Below are 16,716 nucleotides of genomic sequence, written 5' to 3'. Positions count from 1 at the left end.
GGAGCGATGACTATGAAGAATATCGTTATCGCGACCCTGGCCCTGCTCGGCAGCGCGGCTGTACACGCCGCCGACGTCGATCAGGCGTTGATCAAGCAAGGCGAATACCTCGCCCGAGCGGGTGACTGCGTGGCCTGCCACACCGCCAAGGGCGGCAAACCGTTCGCCGGCGGCCTGCCGATGGAAACCCCGATCGGCACGATCTACTCGACCAACATCACCCCGGACAAAACCGGCGTCGGTGATTACAGCTTCGAGGACTTCGACAAAGCGGTGCGCCACGGCGTCGCCAAAAACGGTAGTACGTTGTACCCGGCGATGCCGTATCCGTCCTACGCCCGGGTCAGCGAAACCGACATGCAGGCGCTGTACGCCTACTTCATGCACGGCGTCGAGCCGGTGGCGCAGGAGAACAAGGCCAGCGACATTCCATGGCCGCTGAGCATGCGCTGGCCGTTGATGGGCTGGCGCTGGCTGTTTGCGCCGAAGGTCGAGGACTACAAGACCACCTCGGATGATCCGGTGATCGATCGCGGTGCCTATCTGGTCGAAGGCCTCGGCCATTGCGGCGCCTGCCATACGCCACGGGCCCTGACCATGCAGGAAAAATCCCTGAGCGCAGCGGACGGCAAGGACTTCCTCGCCGGCAGTGCACCGCTGGAAGGCTGGATCGCCAAGAGCCTGCGCGGTGATCACAAGGATGGCCTTGGCAGTTGGAGCGAAGCGCAACTGGTGCAGTTCCTCAAGACCGGCCGCAGCGACCGCAGTGCAGTGTTCGGTGGCATGAGCGATGTGGTCACCCACAGCATGCAGTACATGACCGACGCCGACCTCACTGCGATCGCCCGCTACCTCAAGTCGCTGCCCGCAACTGATCCGAACGATCAGCCGCATCAGTACGATGAGAAAGCGGCCAAAGCCCTGTGGAACGGCGACGACAGTCAGCGCGGCGCAGCGGTGTACATCGACAACTGCGCGGCCTGCCACCGTACCGACGGCCATGGCTACACCCGGGTGTTCCCGGCGCTGGCCGGTAACCCGGTGCTGCAATCGGAGGATCCGACCTCGCTGATCCACATCGTGCTCAAGGGCGGCACCCTGCCGGCCACCCACACGGCGCCATCAACCTTCACCATGCCGGGTTTCGCCTGGCGGTTGTCGGATCAGGAAGTGGCAGATGTGGTGAGCTTTATCCGTGGCAGCTGGGGCAACAAAGGGGCGCCGGTGAAAGCCGCTGACGTCGCCGAGTTGCGTAAGGAGGATATGAAGCACACCTCCGGCGATGACCTCGGTCAGGTCACGCAACACAACTGACCAGTCGCCCGACGGCACTAGCCAGATGAGCAACGCCCCGATACTGTATATGCACACAGTATCGGGGCGTTTTCATGTCTACTCCATTGCCACCACGGGGTCGCGGCACCGCGACCAACCCGCACAACCGCTTTGCGCCGAACCGTTCGGTGGCCGAGGACGACGGCTGGTATCAGGAAGTGCCCGAAACGCAGAACACCGAGGTGATGATCGAAACCGCGAAAACCATCATTACCCGCAACACCTCGCCAGACCTGCCCTTCGACCGGTCGATCAATCCCTATCGCGGCTGCGAGCACGGTTGCATCTATTGTTATGCGCGACCGAGCCATGCCTATTGGGACATGTCGCCGGGGCTGGATTTCGAAACCCGGCTGATCGCCAAGACCAACGCCGCCCAGGTGCTGGAACAACAGTTGAACAAACGCGGTTACCAATGCGCGCCAATCAACCTTGGCTCCAACACCGATCCGTATCAGCCCATCGAACGCGAGCACAAGATCACCCGGCAGACCCTTGAAGTGCTGCTGCGCTACCGGCACCCGGTGACCATCGTTACCAAGGGCTCGCTGATTTTGCGCGACCTCGACCTGCTCACCGAATTGGCGCAGCAACGGCTGGTGGCGGTGATGATCAGCCTGACCACCCTCGACGACGAACTCAAACGCATCCTCGAACCGCGAGCCGCTGCACCGAAAGCACGGCTGCGGGCGATCCGGGTGATGCGCGAAGCGGGCATTCCGGTGGGGGTGCTGTGTTCGCCGATGATTCCGATGATCAACGACAGCGAAATCGAGAGCCTGCTGACCGAAGCCCATGCGGCTGGTGCGCAAAGCGCCGCGTACATGATGCTGCGCCTGCCGCTGGAAGTGGCGCCGTTGTTCGAGGAATGGTTGCAGGCGCACTATCCGCAGCGCGCGGCCCATGTCCTGAGCCTGATCCGCCAGAGCCGAGGCGGCGAGCTCTACGACAGCCGTTTCGGCGCGAGAATGCGCGGCGAGGGACCGTTCGCCGACCTGCTGGCGCAACGTTTCGCCAAAGCCATTAAACGTCTCGGTTTAAACCATCGTGAGGGCTATAACCTCGACTGCACGGCCTTCTGTCCGCCAGGGGCACAAATGGCTCTGCTGTAGGCAGAGCGCAAAACAATAAAAATCGCTTGATGGAGTCTGGCTCCATCAGGCGATTATTTAGAACTACTGGCTTCGGAGAAGCTGTTACTTGAACCAGTTACTGATCCAGTCGACGATGCGGCGGGCGGTATTCTTGATGTTTTCCCAAGCGTTTTTCACCCACTCGACAAACTGCTCAACAATATTGCTGACCCAGAAATAGATCTCGTTGTATAACTTGCTGAAAAACGCCATGATCTGATCCGATACAGAAAGGATTACCCCCTGAGTCGCCGGATACTTTTCACCAATATCAATAGCCTTATCGAACATATCATCGATCATCTTGTTGGAAGATTCTTTCTGCGCTGCACGCTTCTCCTCCATACGCTTCCTGAACTCCTCGCTGGCAGCGTCACCACCACCGCTTTCCTTGAACCGCTCGGTGTCCGTGGTGATCTGATTCTGAATTTCATTGGTGTTAACGGCACCGTTTCTTTGCGAATCTTCTTTCAAGCCTTCAACTGCCGCGGTTTCTTCCGGTGTCAGCGAAGTGAGCGCAGAAACCGTTGGATAAACCGGTTTGACCAGAGCTTGGCGGCGCGCCCCAGGCGTATGATCGCAACTTGCCTTATGAAATTCGCGCAATGCATTCATGGTAGTAACAAAAGTAGTTTGAGTTGTCATTTTTTCAATCCCTGAATAATTAATTAGACGGACACACTAATCATGCCCGCCAAAAAACTATAGAAATAAAACGATTGACCCACAACAACTTAGTCATTTCAAAATAATAAACTCGACTACAAACATATCAACTAACATGAGACTCAAGCCAACTAATACTAACTTCCTCCCCATTATCAAATTAAAAATTCTTCAGCTTGGTCGCGCGGCCTTCTGTCCGCCGGGTCGCCACATGTCGTTGATTTAGCGACAATCAGCTTATGGTTGAGGGTTGGAATCCTTGCGTCGAAACACGCCAGTCACATTTTTTGTGACCTGGAACACACGTTCTAGAGCGCTTGATTCAGTTTGAGTTAAGTTTCGGCGGCTACCTTGTTCATCGAGTGACTGACGGGTCGGGATGGCCCGGATGTTTTAAACAGCCACTGGCTTCATATCGGAATACACGGGAACGACTCCCCGAATCCGCCAAAGAGGATGAATCATGAGTGACAAGGATAAACAGCCGTTGGCTGCGTCGGCGCAAGCCGTCCCTGGGGCGGAATCCGCCGATGCAGCGCTGCGAACCATCGTTGACGGCTTTTTGCATTTTCATCATGAGGTCTTCCCCCAGCAGGAAGAACTCTTCAAGAAACTCGCCACGGCGCAATCGCCGCGGGCGATGTTCATCACCTGTGCCGACTCGCGCATCGTGCCCGAGCTGATCACCCAGAGTTCGCCGGGCGATCTGTTCGTGACCCGTAACGTCGGCAACGTCGTACCGCCTTACGGCCAGATGAACGGTGGCGTTTCCACCGCCATCGAATACGCGGTGCTGGCGCTGGGCGTGCAGCACATCATCATCTGCGGCCACTCCGATTGCGGCGCCATGCGCGCGGTGCTCAATCCGGACAGCCTGGAAAAAATGCCGACGGTCAAAGCCTGGCTGCGCCACGCCGAAGTGGCAAAAACCATGGTCCACGAAAACTGTAACTGCGCCGACGAAAAAGAAAGCATGCCGATCCTCACCGAGGAGAACGTCATCGCCCAACTGCAGCACTTGCGTACCCATCCTTCAGTAGCCTCACGCATGGCGAACGGTCAGCTGTTCATCCATGGCTGGGTCTACAACATCGAAACCAGTGAAATCAAAGCTTACGACGCGGATCAGGGACGCTTCCTGCCGCTCGACGGCAGCCATCCGATTCCGGTGGCGACGCCCAAAGCGCGCTTCTAAATCCTCCTAAAAATCTGTGTGGCATGACGCCGGCCGCTGTTCAGCGGCCCGGCTTCGCCACGCCTGAAGAAAGCTTCGGGAGAGTCATCATGCGTGCTGCTCAATTGAAAGCGGTGTTGCCACGGGAGCTGCTGGCTTCGGTGGTTGTGTTTCTGGTCGCGTTGCCGCTGTGCATGGGCATTGCGATCGCTTCCGGGTTGCCGCCGGCCAAAGGTCTGATCACCGGGATCATCGGCGGTCTGGTGGTGGGTTGGCTGGCGGGCTCGCCGTTGCAGGTCAGCGGGCCGGCGGCCGGTCTGGCGGTGTTGGTGTTCGAGCTGGTGCGCCAGCACGGGATCGAGATGCTCGGGCCGATTCTGTTGCTCGCCGGTTTCCTGCAACTGGTGGCCGGGCGCCTGAAGCTCGGGTGCTGGTTTCGGGTAACGGCCCCAGCGGTGGTCTACGGCATGCTCGCCGGGATTGGTGTGCTGATCGTGCTCTCACAAATCCATGTGATGCTCGATGCCAAACCGCAACCGTCCGGGCTGGATAACCTCACGGCGTTCCCCGGCGCAGTGGCGCAAGCCTTGCCGTCGTTCGGCTGGCAGGCCGGATTGCTCGGCCTGGCGACCATTGCGGTGATGTGGCTGTGGGAGAAGTTTCGCCCGCATTCGCTGCGTTTCATTCCCGGTGCGCTGCTCGGCGTCGGTCTGGCCACGGGCGCCAGTCTGCTGCTGGCGTTGCAGGTGAAACGGGTCGAAGTGCCGGAGAACCTGGCCGAAGCCATCGACTGGCTGAAACCGGCGGACTTGCTCAGCCTCGCTGATCCAACCCTGCTGATTGCGGCTTTTGCCGTAGCGTTCATTGCCAGCGCCGAAACCCTGTTGTCTGCAGCGGCTGTAGACCGCATGCACAGCGGTGTGCGCTCGGACTTCGACCGTGAGCTGTCGGCGCAAGGTGTCGGCAACATGCTCTGCGGTCTGGTCGGTGCGTTGCCGATGACCGGGGTGATCGTGCGCAGCTCGGCCAACGTCCAGGCCGGTGCGACCACCCGATATTCGACGATCTTCCATGGTCTGTGGCTGCTGGCGTTCGTGCTGTTGCTGTCGAGCGTGCTGCAAAGCATTCCGGTGGCGAGTCTGGCAGGCGTGTTGGTGTACACCGGGTTCAAACTGGTGGATCTCAAAGCGTTTCGAGGCCTGGGTCGTTATGGACGGATGCCGATGTTCACCTACGCCGCCACGGCGCTGGCGATCATCTTCACCGACCTGCTGACCGGTGTGCTGATCGGTTTCGGTCTGACGATGTTGAAATTGGCGTTCAAGGCTTCGCGGCTGAAGATCAGCCTGATCGATCTGCCGCAGGACGGCGAAATGGAATTGCGTCTGGTGGGCGCGGCGACGTTCCTCAAGGTGCCGGCGCTGACCCAGGTGCTGGGCAGTATTCCGCAGGGCACGACAGTGCATGTGCCGCTCAATAACCTGAGCTACATCGACCATTCATGTCTGGAATTGCTGGAAGAGTGGGGCCGGGCGAATGCGGCCAAGGGGTCGAAACTGGTGATCGAGTCGCGCGGGTTGAAGCGACGGCTTGAGGGACGGATTCGGACCAATACCGGGATCGGTGCGGCTGGCTAAACCTGATTTTGAAATACCCCTGTGGGAGGGGGCTTGCTCCCGAAGGCGGTGGGTCAGTCGACATTGATAGTGACTGATCCACCGCCTTCGGGAGCAAGCCCCCTCCCACAATCGGCATTTGTAATGGGCTTTGAATCAGGCGGCAGGCTGATCCAGCTCCAGGCCCACGCCCAGGCGGCGGCCCATGCATGGCCAGCGCTTCCAGGCCGCGCCGGTGTCCGGGCTGCTCAGTTTATCGCGGTAGGCTTCTACCGATTCCAGCGCAAAACTCTCGTCGTTGAGCATCTCGTCGATGGCGTGATGCACGGCTTCGTCCAGTTGATTGGCAAATTCCTCACCGATCAGTTGGTGAGCAATCAGATTGGCGACCGTCATGTCCAAGGGGATCAGTGGCTGGCCTAAATGCTTGATGTACAGGTCGTTGACCTCTTCTACAAAGCGGTGCGCCAGATAGGCTTCGTCCAGCAGGCTGTCCAGACCGACATGCCCGGACATGATGGCCGGCGGCTGGAGGAAATACTGCTCGGCGATTTTCAGCACCGGTTTGATCTGCGATTCGATCCCCGCTTCCCTGGCGACTTCGTTGGCTGCATCCAGCAGGTCTGGCACTTCATCGATATAGGCGGCGACAAAACGCGTCAGCACGCCGTTGGCGTCGGCTTCCGGCAACTGGATCGCCGGGTGTAAATGAGGCAGTTTGCTTTCCAGCTGACGGGTCAGCAGGCCGGTTTCCTTCTCGTGTTTTTGGGCTTTTTGGATCTGCTCGCGCAATGCGGCGGTGTTCATGAAAACTCCAGGGAACAAGGCAATGAAATAGGGAAGACATAAGTTAGCTGGCTTACGAAAAATGCTAAGACGCATTTGTCATAATTATTTCATCCTTGATGCAGCAGCGTTATATCGGTTCGCCACCACTCGTCTGCATCCTTCTCCATTCGTACCCTTGAGCGCAAGCCCCGGCTGTTTCAGATCATTTACTCCTCAACATTGCAATTCCCGATGGCTGTCTATACTCGCCATTGAATGGAGTTAGCTGATGACGCCCGACTGCACCCGCAGCAAGGCCCGGCGATTCAAGTTCGTAGTCTGATGCAGCCGCTCCCTTGCCGCAGGCGTTACGCCTCCGGGATAACAAGAACGATAAGGGGAACCCGCAATGATGCGACATCCACACGTCTGGATGGGCCTCCTGTTGTGGTCGATTTTCAGCCCGGCGCATGCGGCCTGGACTGTGAATATGGCGCCTGGAGCGACTGAAATCAGTCACGCAGTATTCGACCTGCACATGACCATTTTCTGGATCTGTGTGGTGATCGGGATCATCGTCTTCGGCGCCATGTTCTGGTCGATGATCGTGCATCGTCGCTCGACCGGGCAGGTCGCCGCAAAATTCCACGAAAGTACCACCGTCGAGATTCTCTGGACTGTCGTGCCGCTGCTGATCCTGGTGGCGATGGCGGTCCCGGCGACCGCCACCCTGATCCGCATGTACGACACCAGTGAGCCGGATATCGATATCCAGATCACCGGTTACCAGTGGAAGTGGCACTACAAATACCTGGGACAGGACGTCGAGTTCTTCAGCAACCTGGCCACCCCCGCCGAACAGATCCACAACCAGGAAGCCAAGGGCGAGCACTACCTGCTCGAAGTCGACAAGCCGCTGGTGCTGCCGGTCGGCGCCAAGGTGCGCTTCCTCGTGACCTCCGCCGACGTTATCCACTCCTGGTGGGTGCCGGCCTTCGCGGTCAAACGCGATGCGATCCCGGGGTTCGTCAATGAAGCCTGGACGCGCGTCGACAAGCCCGGCCTCTACCGTGGCCAGTGCGCTGAATTGTGCGGCAAGGATCACGGTTTCATGCCGATCGTGGTCGAGGTCAAGGACAAGGCCGACTACGAGAAATGGCTCGCCGAGCGCAAAGCCGAGGCCGCGCAGCTTAAAGAGCTGACCAGCAAGGAATGGACCCTCGACGAACTCAAGGAGCGCGGCGACAAGGTCTATCACACCACCTGCGTGGCCTGTCACCAGGCCGAAGGTCAGGGCCTGCCGCCAATGTTCCCGGCACTCAAGGGTTCGAAAATAGCCACCGGCCCGATCAAGGATCACTTGAGCATTGTCTTCCACGGCAAGCCCGGCACCGCCATGGCGGCGTTCGGCAAGCAGCTGTCGGAGGTCGATATCGCCGCGGTCGTGACCTACGAACGTAACGCCTGGGGCAACAACAAAGGCGACATGGTCACGCCAAAAGAAGTGCTGGAGCTCAAACAGGCGGAAAGCAAATGAGCCGGTCTATCGCGTACTTCGTGAACCGGCCGGGGCAACGCGCCCCGGCCCGCCCCGTCCACTCACGTAAAGGAGACCGGCCATGAGCGCTGTAATCGATGACCACGGTCATGCCGACCACGCCCACGGCCCCGCCAAAGGCCTGATGCGCTGGGTGCTGACCACCAACCACAAGGACATCGGCACGCTGTACCTGTGGTTCGCGTTCTGCATGTTCCTGCTCGGCGGCACGTTCGCCATGGTGATCCGCGCCGAGCTGTTCCAGCCCGGGCTGCAGATCGTCGAACCGGCGTTCTTCAACCAGATGACCACCATGCACGGCCTGGTGATGGTCTTCGGGGCGGTGATGCCGGCGTTCGTCGGCCTCGCCAACTGGATGATCCCGTTGATGATCGGCGCGCCGGACATGGCCCTGCCACGGATGAACAACTTCAGTTTCTGGCTGCTGCCGGCGGCATTCCTGCTGCTGGTCTCAACCCTGTTCACCGCCGGTGGCGGGCCGAACTTCGGCTGGACGTTCTATGCGCCGCTGTCGACGACTTACGCGCCGGAAAGCGTGACGTTTTTTATCTTCGCCATCCACTTGATGGGGATCAGTTCGATCATGGGCGCGATCAACGTGGTCGCGACCATCCTCAACCTGCGCGCCCCCGGCATGACCCTGATGAAGATGCCGCTGTTCGTCTGGACCTGGCTGATCACCGCGTTTCTGCTGATCGCGGTGATGCCGGTACTGGCCGGGTGCGTGACGATGATGCTGATGGACATCCACTTCGGCACCAGTTTCTTCAGCGCCGCCGGTGGCGGTGACCCGGTGTTGTTCCAGCATGTGTTCTGGTTCTTCGGCCACCCCGAGGTGTACATCATGATCCTGCCGGCCTTCGGCGCCGTCAGCCAGATCATCCCGACCTTCTCGCGCAAGCCGCTGTTCGGCTACACCTCGATGGTCTATGCGACGGCGAGCATCGCGTTCCTGTCGTTCATCGTCTGGGCGCACCACATGTTCGTGGTCGGCATCCCGCTGGTGGGCGAGTTGTTCTTCATGTACGCGACCATGCTCATCGCCGTGCCCACCGGGGTGAAGGTGTTCAACTGGGCCAGCACCATGTGGCAGGGCTCGCTGACTTTCGAGACGCCGATGCTGTTTGCCGTGGCGTTTGTGATCCTGTTTTCCATCGGCGGTTTCTCCGGGCTGATGCTGGCCATCGCCCCGGCGGACTTCCAGTACCAGGACACCTACTTCGTGGTCGCGCACTTTCACTACGTGCTGGTGCCGGGGGCGATCTTCGGGATCTTCGCCTCGGCCTATTACTGGCTGCCGAAGTGGACCGGGCACATGTACGACGAAACCCTCGGCAAGTTGCACTTCTGGCTGTCGTTCGTCGGCATGAACCTGACCTTCTTCCCGATGCACTTTGTGGGGCTGGCGGGGATGCCACGGCGGATTCCGGACTACAACCTGCAGTTCGCCGACTTCAACATGGTCTCCTCGATCGGCGCGTTCATGTTCGGCGCCACGCAGATCTTCTTCCTGTTCATCGTGATCAAGACCATTCGCGGCGGCGCGCCGGCCCCGGCCAAACCGTGGGATGGCGCCGAAGGCCTGGAGTGGAGCGTGCCGTCGCCGGCGCCGTATCACACCTTTACCACGCCGCCGGAAGTGAAATGAACACAGATCTCCCTGTGGGAGCGAGCCATTGTGGCGAGGGAGCTTGCTCCCGCTGGGTCGCGAAGCGGCCCCAAGAGCTTTGCGTCTGCTTCGCAGCCGAGCGGGAGCAAGCTCCCTCGCCACAGAACCTCACTCCTACAGAGATTCGTCGTGTTGGGGGCTTGCACCATGGCTGACTCGATCTCGCTGAAAAAACTGGTCACCCGCCTGCTCGGCGTGGTGGTGGCGATGTTTGTCTTCGGCTTTGCCCTGGTGCCGATCTACGACGTGATGTGCAAGGCCTTCGGCATCAATGGCAAGACTGGAGGGCAGTACGAGGGTGAGCAGGTGGTGGATACCTCTCGCCAGGTACGCGTGCAGTTTCTCTCGACCAACACCGCCGACATGCCGTGGGACTTCTATCCCAAACACGATGAGTTGACTGCCAACCCCGGCGCGGTCAACGAGATGATTTTCATTGCGCGCAATCCCACCGACAAACCGATGAGTGCGCAAGCTGTGCCGAGCATCGCGCCGAGCAACGCTGCGGCGTATTTCCACAAGACCGAATGCTTTTGCTTTACCCAGCAGGTGCTGCAGCCGGGTCAGCAGATCGAGATGCCGGTGCGTTTCATCGTTGACCGCGACATGCCCAAGGACGTGAAGCACCTGACGCTGTCCTACACGCTGTTCGATATCACCGCCCGACATCCTCCGGTGGCTGTAAACACTGGCGGTTAAGCGTGCCCGATAAGGAGAACAATAAATGGCAACTCATGAGCATTATTTCGTTCCGGCCCAGAGCAAGTGGCCGATCATTGCCACGATCGGCATGCTCGTCACCGTGTACGGCCTGGCCGTCTGGTTCAACGATCTGAAGGCCGCGCGCCCGGAATCTCACGGCCCGCTGATCTTTTTCGTTGGCGGCCTGCTGGTGGCGTACATGCTGTTCGGCTGGTTCGGCACGGTGATCAAGGAAAGCCGCGCGGGGCTTTACAGCGCACAGCTGGATCGCTCGTTCCGCTGGGGCATGAGCTGGTTCATCTTCTCCGAGGTGATGTTCTTCGTCGCCTTCTTCGGTGCGCTGTTCTACGTGCGGCACATTTCCGGCCCGGCGCTGGGTGGCGAAGGCCCGAAAGGCATCGCCCACATGCTCTGGCCGAACTTCCAGTTCACCTGGCCGTTGCTGCACACCCCGGACCCGAAACTGTTCCCGCCGCCCAAGGAAGTCATCAGCCCGTGGGGCCTGCCGCTGATCAACACGATTCTGCTGGTCAGCTCCAGCGTCACCATCACCATCGCCCACCATGCCTTGAAGAAGGGCCATCGCGGCGCGCTGAAAATCTGGCTGGCGATCACCGTGCTGTTGGGCTGTGCGTTCCTCGGTTTCCAGGCGGAGGAATACATTCACGCTTATCACGAACTGGGCCTGACCCTGGGTTCGGGCATCTACGGCGCAACGTTCTTCATGCTCACCGGTTTCCACGGCGCCCACGTGACCATCGGCACGATCATTCTGTTCGTGATGCTGATGCGCATCATGAAGGGCCACTTCGACAACGAGCACCAGTTCGGTTTCGAAGCGGCGAGCTGGTATTGGCACTTCGTCGACGTGGTGTGGATCGGCCTCTTTATCTTCGTTTACGTACTCTGAGGATCTGCATTACCAAGGCGCATGCGACACCAGTTGGCCGCTGTAAAAGCCCCAGGCGATCAAGCCGACGGTGGCAGCGGCCAGCGCCACCCGAACACTCAAGGCGATCACCAGGCGATTCGAACTGCTGTCGTCCTTGACCAGGAAAAACAGGCCGCTGAACAGGCTGATCACCGTGGCAATCAGCAGCAGGACGATGGCTGCTTTGAGCATGGGAAGACTCCGGGGGACAGGCGATGCAGTTGAGTATAGCGAGCGCGACGACTGACTTTGTGGCGCGGCCATGAAGCGCTTCCGCCCGGGCGTACTACCGACCGTGGTGGTGGCGCTGTTGCTGCCGCTGCTGGTGTCGCTGGGTTTCTGGCAACTGGGCCGCGGCGCGGAGAAAACCGCCCTGCTCGCCAGTTACGCCGAGCGCCGCGCGGCTGATCCGATGGCCAGCAGCGAATTGCTGCATAGCGCCGACCCGGCCTATCGCCGGGTGCATCTGCACGGCCAGTTCGATGCCGCGCACAGTCTGTTGCTCGACAACCGCCAACGCGACGGCAAGGTCGGCGTCGAGTTGCTGCAACCGTTTCAGGATCAACGCAGCGGCCAGTGGCTGCTGGTCAATCGCGGCTGGTTGCCGTGGCCGGATCGCCGCGTGCCGCCGCAATTCACCACACCTTCCGACGCATTGACTGTCGACGCCTGGGTCTACGTCGCCCCCGGTGCGACCTTCCAGTTGCACGCCGACCCGGCCAGCAGCACCTGGCCGCAAACCATCACCGCCGTCGAGCCGGCCAGGCTGTGGAAAACCCTCGATCGCGACGGCTTCGCCTACGAACTGCGCGCCGAACCCGGTCCCGCCAGCTATGAGGCCGACTGGCCGGTCGTCGCCATGGGCCCGGAAAAACACCTCGGTTACGCCGTGCAGTGGTTCGCGATGGCCACCGCCCTGCTCGGTCTCTACCTCTACCTTGGATTGCACAACGCAAAGGAGAACCACCATGGGAACGGCCATGAATCCACCCAGCATGTCTGAGGCGAAAACCCCGGCCACCCGCCGCCGTGGACGGATCCAGCTGTTGCTGATTGTGCTCGGCGTGGTCGGCCCGATGCTGCTCGCCACCGGCATGTACAAATTGCAGTTCTGGGTGCCGGAAGGTCGCAGCTATCACGGCGAACTGCTCGGCAACGGCCAGACCCGCGCCGACCTCGGCGTGCAAGCCGATGAACAGCGCTGGCAGATGCTGGTGACCGCGCCGAAGGATTGCGCGGTGGACTGTCAGCAACTGGTGTACCTCGCCCGGCAGATCCAGATCGGTCTCGGCCGCGATGCCGGGCGCGCCAGCCACGCCCTTGCCGCTGCCCAACCGCTGGGCTCCGAGTACGAAGCCAAGCTGAGCCGCGAATACCCGCAGCTGCAACGCTATCCACTGGACAGCGCAGCGTTGAGCAAGGCCAACGGCGACAAGGCCACGCCGCAGCTGTGGATCATCGACCCCCACGGCAACCTCGTACTGCGCTACGACCCGAGCGTGAAGGGTAAGGATCTGCTCAACGACCTGCGTCATCTGCTGAAACTGTCGAACATCGGATAAGGGCATCGTCATGGCCAAACCTGGATTTCGCCTCGCGCTGTTTGCCACCCTGCTGGCACTGGTCGTCGTGCTGCTCGGCGCCTACACCCGCCTGACCCACGCAGGTCTCGGCTGTCCGGACTGGCCGGGCTGCTACGGGTTTATCAGCGTGCCGAAAAGCGAAGCCCAACTGGCCCATGCCGAATTGCACTACCCCGACTCGCCAGTAGTGGCGCACAAGGGCTGGAACGAGATGATTCACCGTTACTTCGCGGGCACCCTCGGCCTGCTGATTGCGATTCTGGCCGGGCGCGCCTGGGTCAATCGTGGTCATCCGGGGCAGCCGCTGAAACTGCCGCTGTTTCTGCTGGCGGTGGTGTTCGCCCAGGCAGCGTTCGGCATGTGGACGGTGACGCTCAAGCTCTGGCCGCAGGTGGTCACCGGGCATTTGCTCGGCGGTTTTGCGACCTTGAGTCTGTTGTTTTTGCTGACGTTGCGATTGTCCGGGGTGCTGCCGGCGCTTACCGTGCCCAAGCGCTTGCAGTATTGGGCGACGGCGGGGCTGTTGCTGGTGATCGGCCAGATCGCACTGGGTGGTTGGGTCAGTTCCAACTACGCGGCGGTGGCCTGCATCGACTTCCCGACCTGCCACGGTCAATGGCTGCCACCGGCGGACTTTGCCAACGGCTTTCACCTGACCCAGCACATCGGCCCCAATTATCTCGGCGGCCAACTCGACAGCGATGCACGCACAGCGATTCACCTGACCCACCGCATCGGCGCATTGTTGGTGACGCTGGTACTGCTCGGACTGGCCTGGCAACTCAGGGCCGTCGGCATGACCCGGCTCGCCGGGCTGGTGCTGGTCGCCCTCGGCGCACAGATCACGCTCGGCATCAGCAACGTGCTGTTCCATCTGCCGCTGCCAGTGGCCGTGGCGCACAACGCCGGTGGCGCCGCGCTGCTGCTGAGCATGGTGCTGGTCAATTACCACGCGCGCACCAGTCTGGTCCGGGTCAAACAGCCGGTGCTCGCGCGCTGGCGCCTCAGCCCGCGTAAACACGTGGCGGCGCCCATCACTATTAAAGGAGAAACGCCGTGGCGATTCTGATTGGCGAACGCCCGCATCAGGCGATCTGGCGTGATTATCTGGAGCTGACCAAGCCTAAAGTGGTGGTGCTGATGCTCATCACCTCGCTGGTCGGCATGTTCCTCGCGACCCGCGCCGGGGTGCCGTGGACGGTGCTGGTGTTCGGCAATCTGGGGATTGCGTTGTGTGCCGGCGGCGCGGCGGCGGTCAATCATGTGGTCGACCGGCGCATCGATGCGGTCATGGCGCGGACCCACAAACGGCCATTGGCCGAGGGCCGGGTTTCACCCGCAGCGGCGCTGACCTTTGCGCTGGTGCTGGCGCTGCTCGGGCAGGCGATGCTGCTGACTTTCACCAATGCGCTGACCGCCTGGCTGACGCTGGCTTCGCTGCTCGGTTACGCAGTGATCTACACCGGCTTCCTCAAACGCGCGACGCCACAGAATATCGTCATTGGCGGTCTCGCCGGTGCCGCCCCACCGTTGCTCGGCTGGACCGCCGCCACCGGCCATGTCAGCGCCGAACCGTTGCTGCTGGTGCTGATCATCTTCGCCTGGACCCCGCCGCACTTCTGGGCGCTGGCGATTCATCGCAAGGAGGAATACGCCAAGGCCGACATCCCGATGCTGCCGGTGACCCACGGCGAGCACTACACCAAAGTGCACATTCTGCTGTACTCCTTCGCCCTGCTGGCGGTGAGCCTGTTGCCGTACGTGATCCATATGAGCGGCCTGCTGTATCTGGTTTGCGCGCTGGCGCTGGGCGCAAGGTTTCTGCAATGGGCCGTGGTGCTGTACCGTGGCACTCGGCCGCACGCGGCGATCAACACCTTCAAGTACTCTATTTGGTACTTGTTCCTGTTGTTCATCGCCCTGCTCGTAGACCACTACTTACTGTTGAACCTATGACTCGAACCCAGAAAACCGTCTTCATCCTCGTCGCCGTGATCGCGCTGATCCTGGGACTTACCGTCAACAAAGTCCTGAGTGGCAAAGGCCAGGGCGACCCCACCGCACTGATCGACGCCGGCATCATCCTGCTGCCGCAGAGCCGCACCCTGCCGGACGTGACAATGACTAATCAGGATGGCCAACCGGTCGCCATCGACGAGTTGAAAGGCAAGTGGAGTCTGCTGTTCTTCGGTTACACCTTCTGCCCGGACATCTGCCCGACCACCCTCGCCCAACTGCGCCAGATCAAGAGTGAATTGCCCAAAGACGCTGTGGATAAGTTGCAGATCGTACTGGTCAGCGTCGACCCGAATCGCGATAACCCGCAGCAGTTGAAGCAGTATCTGGGCTACTTTGATCCACAGTTCGTGGGCCTGACACCGAAGTCGATCGAAGAGCTGCAGAAGGTGGCGAATGCCGTGAGCATTCCGTTCATTCCAGCCGATACCAGCAAGCCGAACTACACGGTGGATCATAGCGGCAACCTGGCGGTGATCGGCCCGGACGGGACGCAACGCGGGTTCATCCGTGCGCCGCTGAACAACGCCAAACTGGTTGCGCAGCTGCCGGTGATGCTTAACCGCAAGTAGCAACACCACTGAACCATTGTGGGAGCGGGCTTGTTCGCGAATGCGGTGGGTCAGATAAAGAAATGCTGGCTGACACACCGCATTCGCGAGCAAGCCCGCTCCCACAGGGACGGTGTTCCGGGCACAAAAAAGGGGGCGCTCATGGCGCCCCCTTTTCGTTGCAGCAATCTAAATCAGAACGCCGGCAATACCGCGCCTTTGTACTTCTCGGTAATGAATTTCTTCACTTCCGGGCTGTGCAGCGCAGCCGCCAGTTTCTGCATCGCGGCGCTGTCCTTGTTGTCCGCACGGGACACCAGGATGTTCACGTACGGCGAGTCGTTGCCTTCGATCACCAGCGCGTCCTTGGACGGATCGAGTTTGGCTTCGAGCGCGTAGTTGGTGTTGATCAGCGCCAGATCGACCTGGGTCAGCACGCGCGGGATGGTCGCGGCCTCCAGTTCACGGATTTTCAGGTCTTTCGGGTTCTGCGCGATGTCTTTCGGGGTCGACAGAATGTTGGTCGGATCCTTCAGGGTGATCAGGCCAGCCTTGGCCAGCAGCAACAGCGCACGGCCGCCGTTGGTGGCGTCGTTCGGGATCACCACGTTGGCGCCGCTTGGCAGATCCTTCAGATCCTTGATCTTGTTCGAGTAGGCGCCCAGTGGTTCCAGATGCACGCCGGTCACCGCCACCAGGCTAGTGCCCTTGGCCTTGTTGAACTCATCGAGGTATGGCTGGTGCTGGAAGAAGTTGGCGTCCAGGCGCTTTTCAGCCACCTGCACGTTCGGCTGAATGTAGTCGGTGAAGACCTTGACCTTCAGATCCACGCCTTCTTTGGCCAGAGCAGGCTTCACGAATTCGAGGATTTCCGCGTGTGGCACCGGGGTGGCGGCGACAGTCAGGGTTTCGGCGTGGGCCGAAAAAGCGGCTACGGCCGCGAAAGCAGCGATCAGTTTTTTCATTCAGCTAACTCCTTATGAGGCGCCCGTCTGGCGCCTGCCAGCGAATGGC

At 60.5% G+C, this 16,716-nt stretch carries 17 protein-coding genes; 13 read left to right on the top strand and 4 right to left on the bottom strand.

The features are described from left to right. Positions 1-12 precede the first annotated feature (12 nt). On the top strand, positions 13-1,314 hold the full coding sequence (locus AC1RBR_RS01440) for a c-type cytochrome (protein ID WP_492562633.1): 1,302 nt from the start codon (positions 13-15) through the stop codon (positions 1,312-1,314). A gap of 74 nt (positions 1,315-1,388) precedes the next feature. Continuing rightward, positions 1,389-2,447 (top strand): PA0069 family radical SAM protein, encoded by a 1,059-nt coding sequence (locus tag AC1RBR_RS01435; protein WP_095139722.1) that lies wholly within the window; start codon positions 1,389-1,391, stop codon positions 2,445-2,447. An 84-nt stretch (positions 2,448-2,531) separates the two neighbouring features. Here the strand turns inward: AC1RBR_RS01435 and AC1RBR_RS01430 are convergent, their stop codons facing one another. Then, complete coding sequence (locus tag AC1RBR_RS01430) at positions 2,532-3,113, bottom strand: hypothetical protein (protein ID WP_492562632.1); 582 nt, start codon at positions 3,111-3,113, stop codon at positions 2,532-2,534. Positions 3,114-3,597: 484 nt separating this feature from the next. Here AC1RBR_RS01430 and AC1RBR_RS01425 point away from each other — a divergent pair, with 484 nt between their 5' ends. Then, complete coding sequence (locus AC1RBR_RS01425; protein ID WP_003220359.1) at positions 3,598-4,329, top strand: carbonic anhydrase; 732 nt, start codon at positions 3,598-3,600, stop codon at positions 4,327-4,329. Positions 4,330-4,418: 89 nt separating this feature from the next. Next, complete coding sequence (locus AC1RBR_RS01420) at positions 4,419-5,945, top strand: SulP family inorganic anion transporter (protein ID WP_095139725.1); 1,527 nt, start codon at positions 4,419-4,421, stop codon at positions 5,943-5,945. Positions 5,946-6,080: 135 nt separating this feature from the next. Here AC1RBR_RS01420 and AC1RBR_RS01415 read toward each other — a convergent pair whose 3' ends face one another. Beyond that, positions 6,081-6,731, bottom strand: coding sequence for a hypothetical protein (locus AC1RBR_RS01415; protein WP_166495099.1), 651 nt, complete (start codon positions 6,729-6,731; stop codon positions 6,081-6,083). Between the two features lie 370 nt (positions 6,732-7,101). Between AC1RBR_RS01415 and coxB the strand changes: the two genes are divergently transcribed. The 4 genes from coxB (at position 7,102) to AC1RBR_RS01395 (ending at position 11,531) form a co-directional block, all read left to right on the top strand. Next, positions 7,102-8,229 (top strand): cytochrome c oxidase subunit II, encoded by a 1,128-nt coding sequence (gene coxB / locus AC1RBR_RS01410; RefSeq protein ID WP_492562630.1) that lies wholly within the window; start codon positions 7,102-7,104, stop codon positions 8,227-8,229. A gap of 82 nt (positions 8,230-8,311) precedes the next feature. Then, the gene (gene ctaD / locus AC1RBR_RS01405) at positions 8,312-9,898 is read left to right on the top strand and encodes a cytochrome c oxidase subunit I (protein WP_047597053.1); all 1,587 of its coding nucleotides are present in this window, start codon (positions 8,312-8,314) and stop codon (positions 9,896-9,898) included. A gap of 168 nt (positions 9,899-10,066) precedes the next feature. Beyond that, positions 10,067-10,618 (top strand): cytochrome c oxidase assembly protein, encoded by a 552-nt coding sequence (locus AC1RBR_RS01400; RefSeq protein ID WP_414894481.1) that lies wholly within the window; start codon positions 10,067-10,069, stop codon positions 10,616-10,618. Positions 10,619-10,643: 25 nt separating this feature from the next. Further along, on the top strand, positions 10,644-11,531 hold the full coding sequence (locus tag AC1RBR_RS01395) for a cytochrome c oxidase subunit 3 (RefSeq protein ID WP_492562627.1): 888 nt from the start codon (positions 10,644-10,646) through the stop codon (positions 11,529-11,531). Positions 11,532-11,540: 9 nt separating this feature from the next. On the opposite strand, the gene AC1RBR_RS01390 is transcribed toward AC1RBR_RS01395, so the two are convergent. After that, positions 11,541-11,744 (bottom strand): twin transmembrane helix small protein, encoded by a 204-nt coding sequence (locus tag AC1RBR_RS01390; RefSeq protein ID WP_003220344.1) that lies wholly within the window; start codon positions 11,742-11,744, stop codon positions 11,541-11,543. A gap of 70 nt (positions 11,745-11,814) precedes the next feature. Here AC1RBR_RS01390 and AC1RBR_RS01385 point away from each other — a divergent pair, with 70 nt between their 5' ends. From AC1RBR_RS01385 to AC1RBR_RS01365, 5 genes are read left to right on the top strand one after another with little or no spacing between them, the layout of a single operon-like run. Continuing rightward, a complete protein-coding gene (locus tag AC1RBR_RS01385) occupies positions 11,815-12,555 on the top strand; it encodes an SURF1 family protein (RefSeq protein ID WP_492562626.1) in 741 nt (246 codons plus the stop codon). Continuing rightward, complete coding sequence (locus AC1RBR_RS01380; RefSeq protein WP_492562625.1) at positions 12,521-13,114, top strand: PA_0111/PP_0108 family redox-active disulfide protein; 594 nt, start codon at positions 12,521-12,523, stop codon at positions 13,112-13,114. The genes AC1RBR_RS01385 and AC1RBR_RS01380 overlap by 35 nt, the downstream gene beginning before the upstream one ends. 10 nt (positions 13,115-13,124) lie before the next feature. Continuing rightward, positions 13,125-14,204, top strand: coding sequence for a COX15/CtaA family protein (locus AC1RBR_RS01375; RefSeq protein WP_492562623.1), 1,080 nt, complete (start codon positions 13,125-13,127; stop codon positions 14,202-14,204). Beyond that, the gene (cyoE, locus tag AC1RBR_RS01370) at positions 14,192-15,091 is read left to right on the top strand and encodes a heme o synthase (RefSeq protein WP_492562621.1); all 900 of its coding nucleotides are present in this window, start codon (positions 14,192-14,194) and stop codon (positions 15,089-15,091) included. Before AC1RBR_RS01375 ends, cyoE begins: the two co-directional genes overlap by 13 nt. Next, positions 15,088-15,723 (top strand): SCO family protein, encoded by a 636-nt coding sequence (locus tag AC1RBR_RS01365; RefSeq protein WP_095139733.1) that lies wholly within the window; start codon positions 15,088-15,090, stop codon positions 15,721-15,723. Before cyoE ends, AC1RBR_RS01365 begins: the two co-directional genes overlap by 4 nt. A gap of 173 nt (positions 15,724-15,896) precedes the next feature. On the opposite strand, the gene AC1RBR_RS01360 is transcribed toward AC1RBR_RS01365, so the two are convergent. Then, positions 15,897-16,667, bottom strand: a complete 771-nt coding sequence (locus AC1RBR_RS01360) for a MetQ/NlpA family ABC transporter substrate-binding protein (protein WP_027610228.1) — start codon at positions 16,665-16,667, stop codon at positions 15,897-15,899. Between the last annotated feature and the right edge of the window lie 49 nt (positions 16,668-16,716).

It is taken from the genome of Pseudomonas sp. GW823-FHT01D03 (assembly GCF_058798255.1).
The sequence above is the reverse complement of the archived record's forward strand: the minus strand, read 5'-3'. Positions and strand labels throughout refer to the sequence as shown.

Excerpts from the sequence above, each read along its gene's own strand:
- AC1RBR_RS01440 (WP_492562633.1), top strand. The coding sequence starts at position 13 with ATGAAGAATATCGTTATCGCGACCCTGGCCCTGCTCGGCAGCGCGGCT.
- AC1RBR_RS01435 (WP_095139722.1), top strand. The coding sequence starts at position 1,389 with ATGTCTACTCCATTGCCACCACGGGGTCGCGGCACCGCGACCAACCCG.
- AC1RBR_RS01430 (WP_492562632.1), bottom strand. The coding sequence starts at position 3,113 with ATGACAACTCAAACTACTTTTGTTACTACCATGAATGCATTGCGCGAA.
- AC1RBR_RS01425 (WP_003220359.1), top strand. The coding sequence starts at position 3,598 with ATGAGTGACAAGGATAAACAGCCGTTGGCTGCGTCGGCGCAAGCCGTC.
- AC1RBR_RS01420 (WP_095139725.1), top strand. The coding sequence starts at position 4,419 with ATGCGTGCTGCTCAATTGAAAGCGGTGTTGCCACGGGAGCTGCTGGCT.
- AC1RBR_RS01415 (WP_166495099.1), bottom strand. The coding sequence starts at position 6,731 with ATGAACACCGCCGCATTGCGCGAGCAGATCCAAAAAGCCCAAAAACAC.
- coxB (WP_492562630.1), top strand. The coding sequence starts at position 7,102 with ATGATGCGACATCCACACGTCTGGATGGGCCTCCTGTTGTGGTCGATT.
- ctaD (WP_047597053.1), top strand. The coding sequence starts at position 8,312 with ATGAGCGCTGTAATCGATGACCACGGTCATGCCGACCACGCCCACGGC.
- AC1RBR_RS01400 (WP_414894481.1), top strand. The coding sequence starts at position 10,067 with ATGGCTGACTCGATCTCGCTGAAAAAACTGGTCACCCGCCTGCTCGGC.
- AC1RBR_RS01395 (WP_492562627.1), top strand. The coding sequence starts at position 10,644 with ATGGCAACTCATGAGCATTATTTCGTTCCGGCCCAGAGCAAGTGGCCG.
- AC1RBR_RS01390 (WP_003220344.1), bottom strand. The coding sequence starts at position 11,744 with ATGCTCAAAGCAGCCATCGTCCTGCTGCTGATTGCCACGGTGATCAGC.
- AC1RBR_RS01385 (WP_492562626.1), top strand. The coding sequence starts at position 11,815 with ATGAAGCGCTTCCGCCCGGGCGTACTACCGACCGTGGTGGTGGCGCTG.
- AC1RBR_RS01380 (WP_492562625.1), top strand. The coding sequence starts at position 12,521 with ATGGGAACGGCCATGAATCCACCCAGCATGTCTGAGGCGAAAACCCCG.
- AC1RBR_RS01375 (WP_492562623.1), top strand. The coding sequence starts at position 13,125 with ATGGCCAAACCTGGATTTCGCCTCGCGCTGTTTGCCACCCTGCTGGCA.
- AC1RBR_RS01365 (WP_095139733.1), top strand. The coding sequence starts at position 15,088 with ATGACTCGAACCCAGAAAACCGTCTTCATCCTCGTCGCCGTGATCGCG.
- AC1RBR_RS01360 (WP_027610228.1), bottom strand. The coding sequence starts at position 16,667 with ATGAAAAAACTGATCGCTGCTTTCGCGGCCGTAGCCGCTTTTTCGGCC.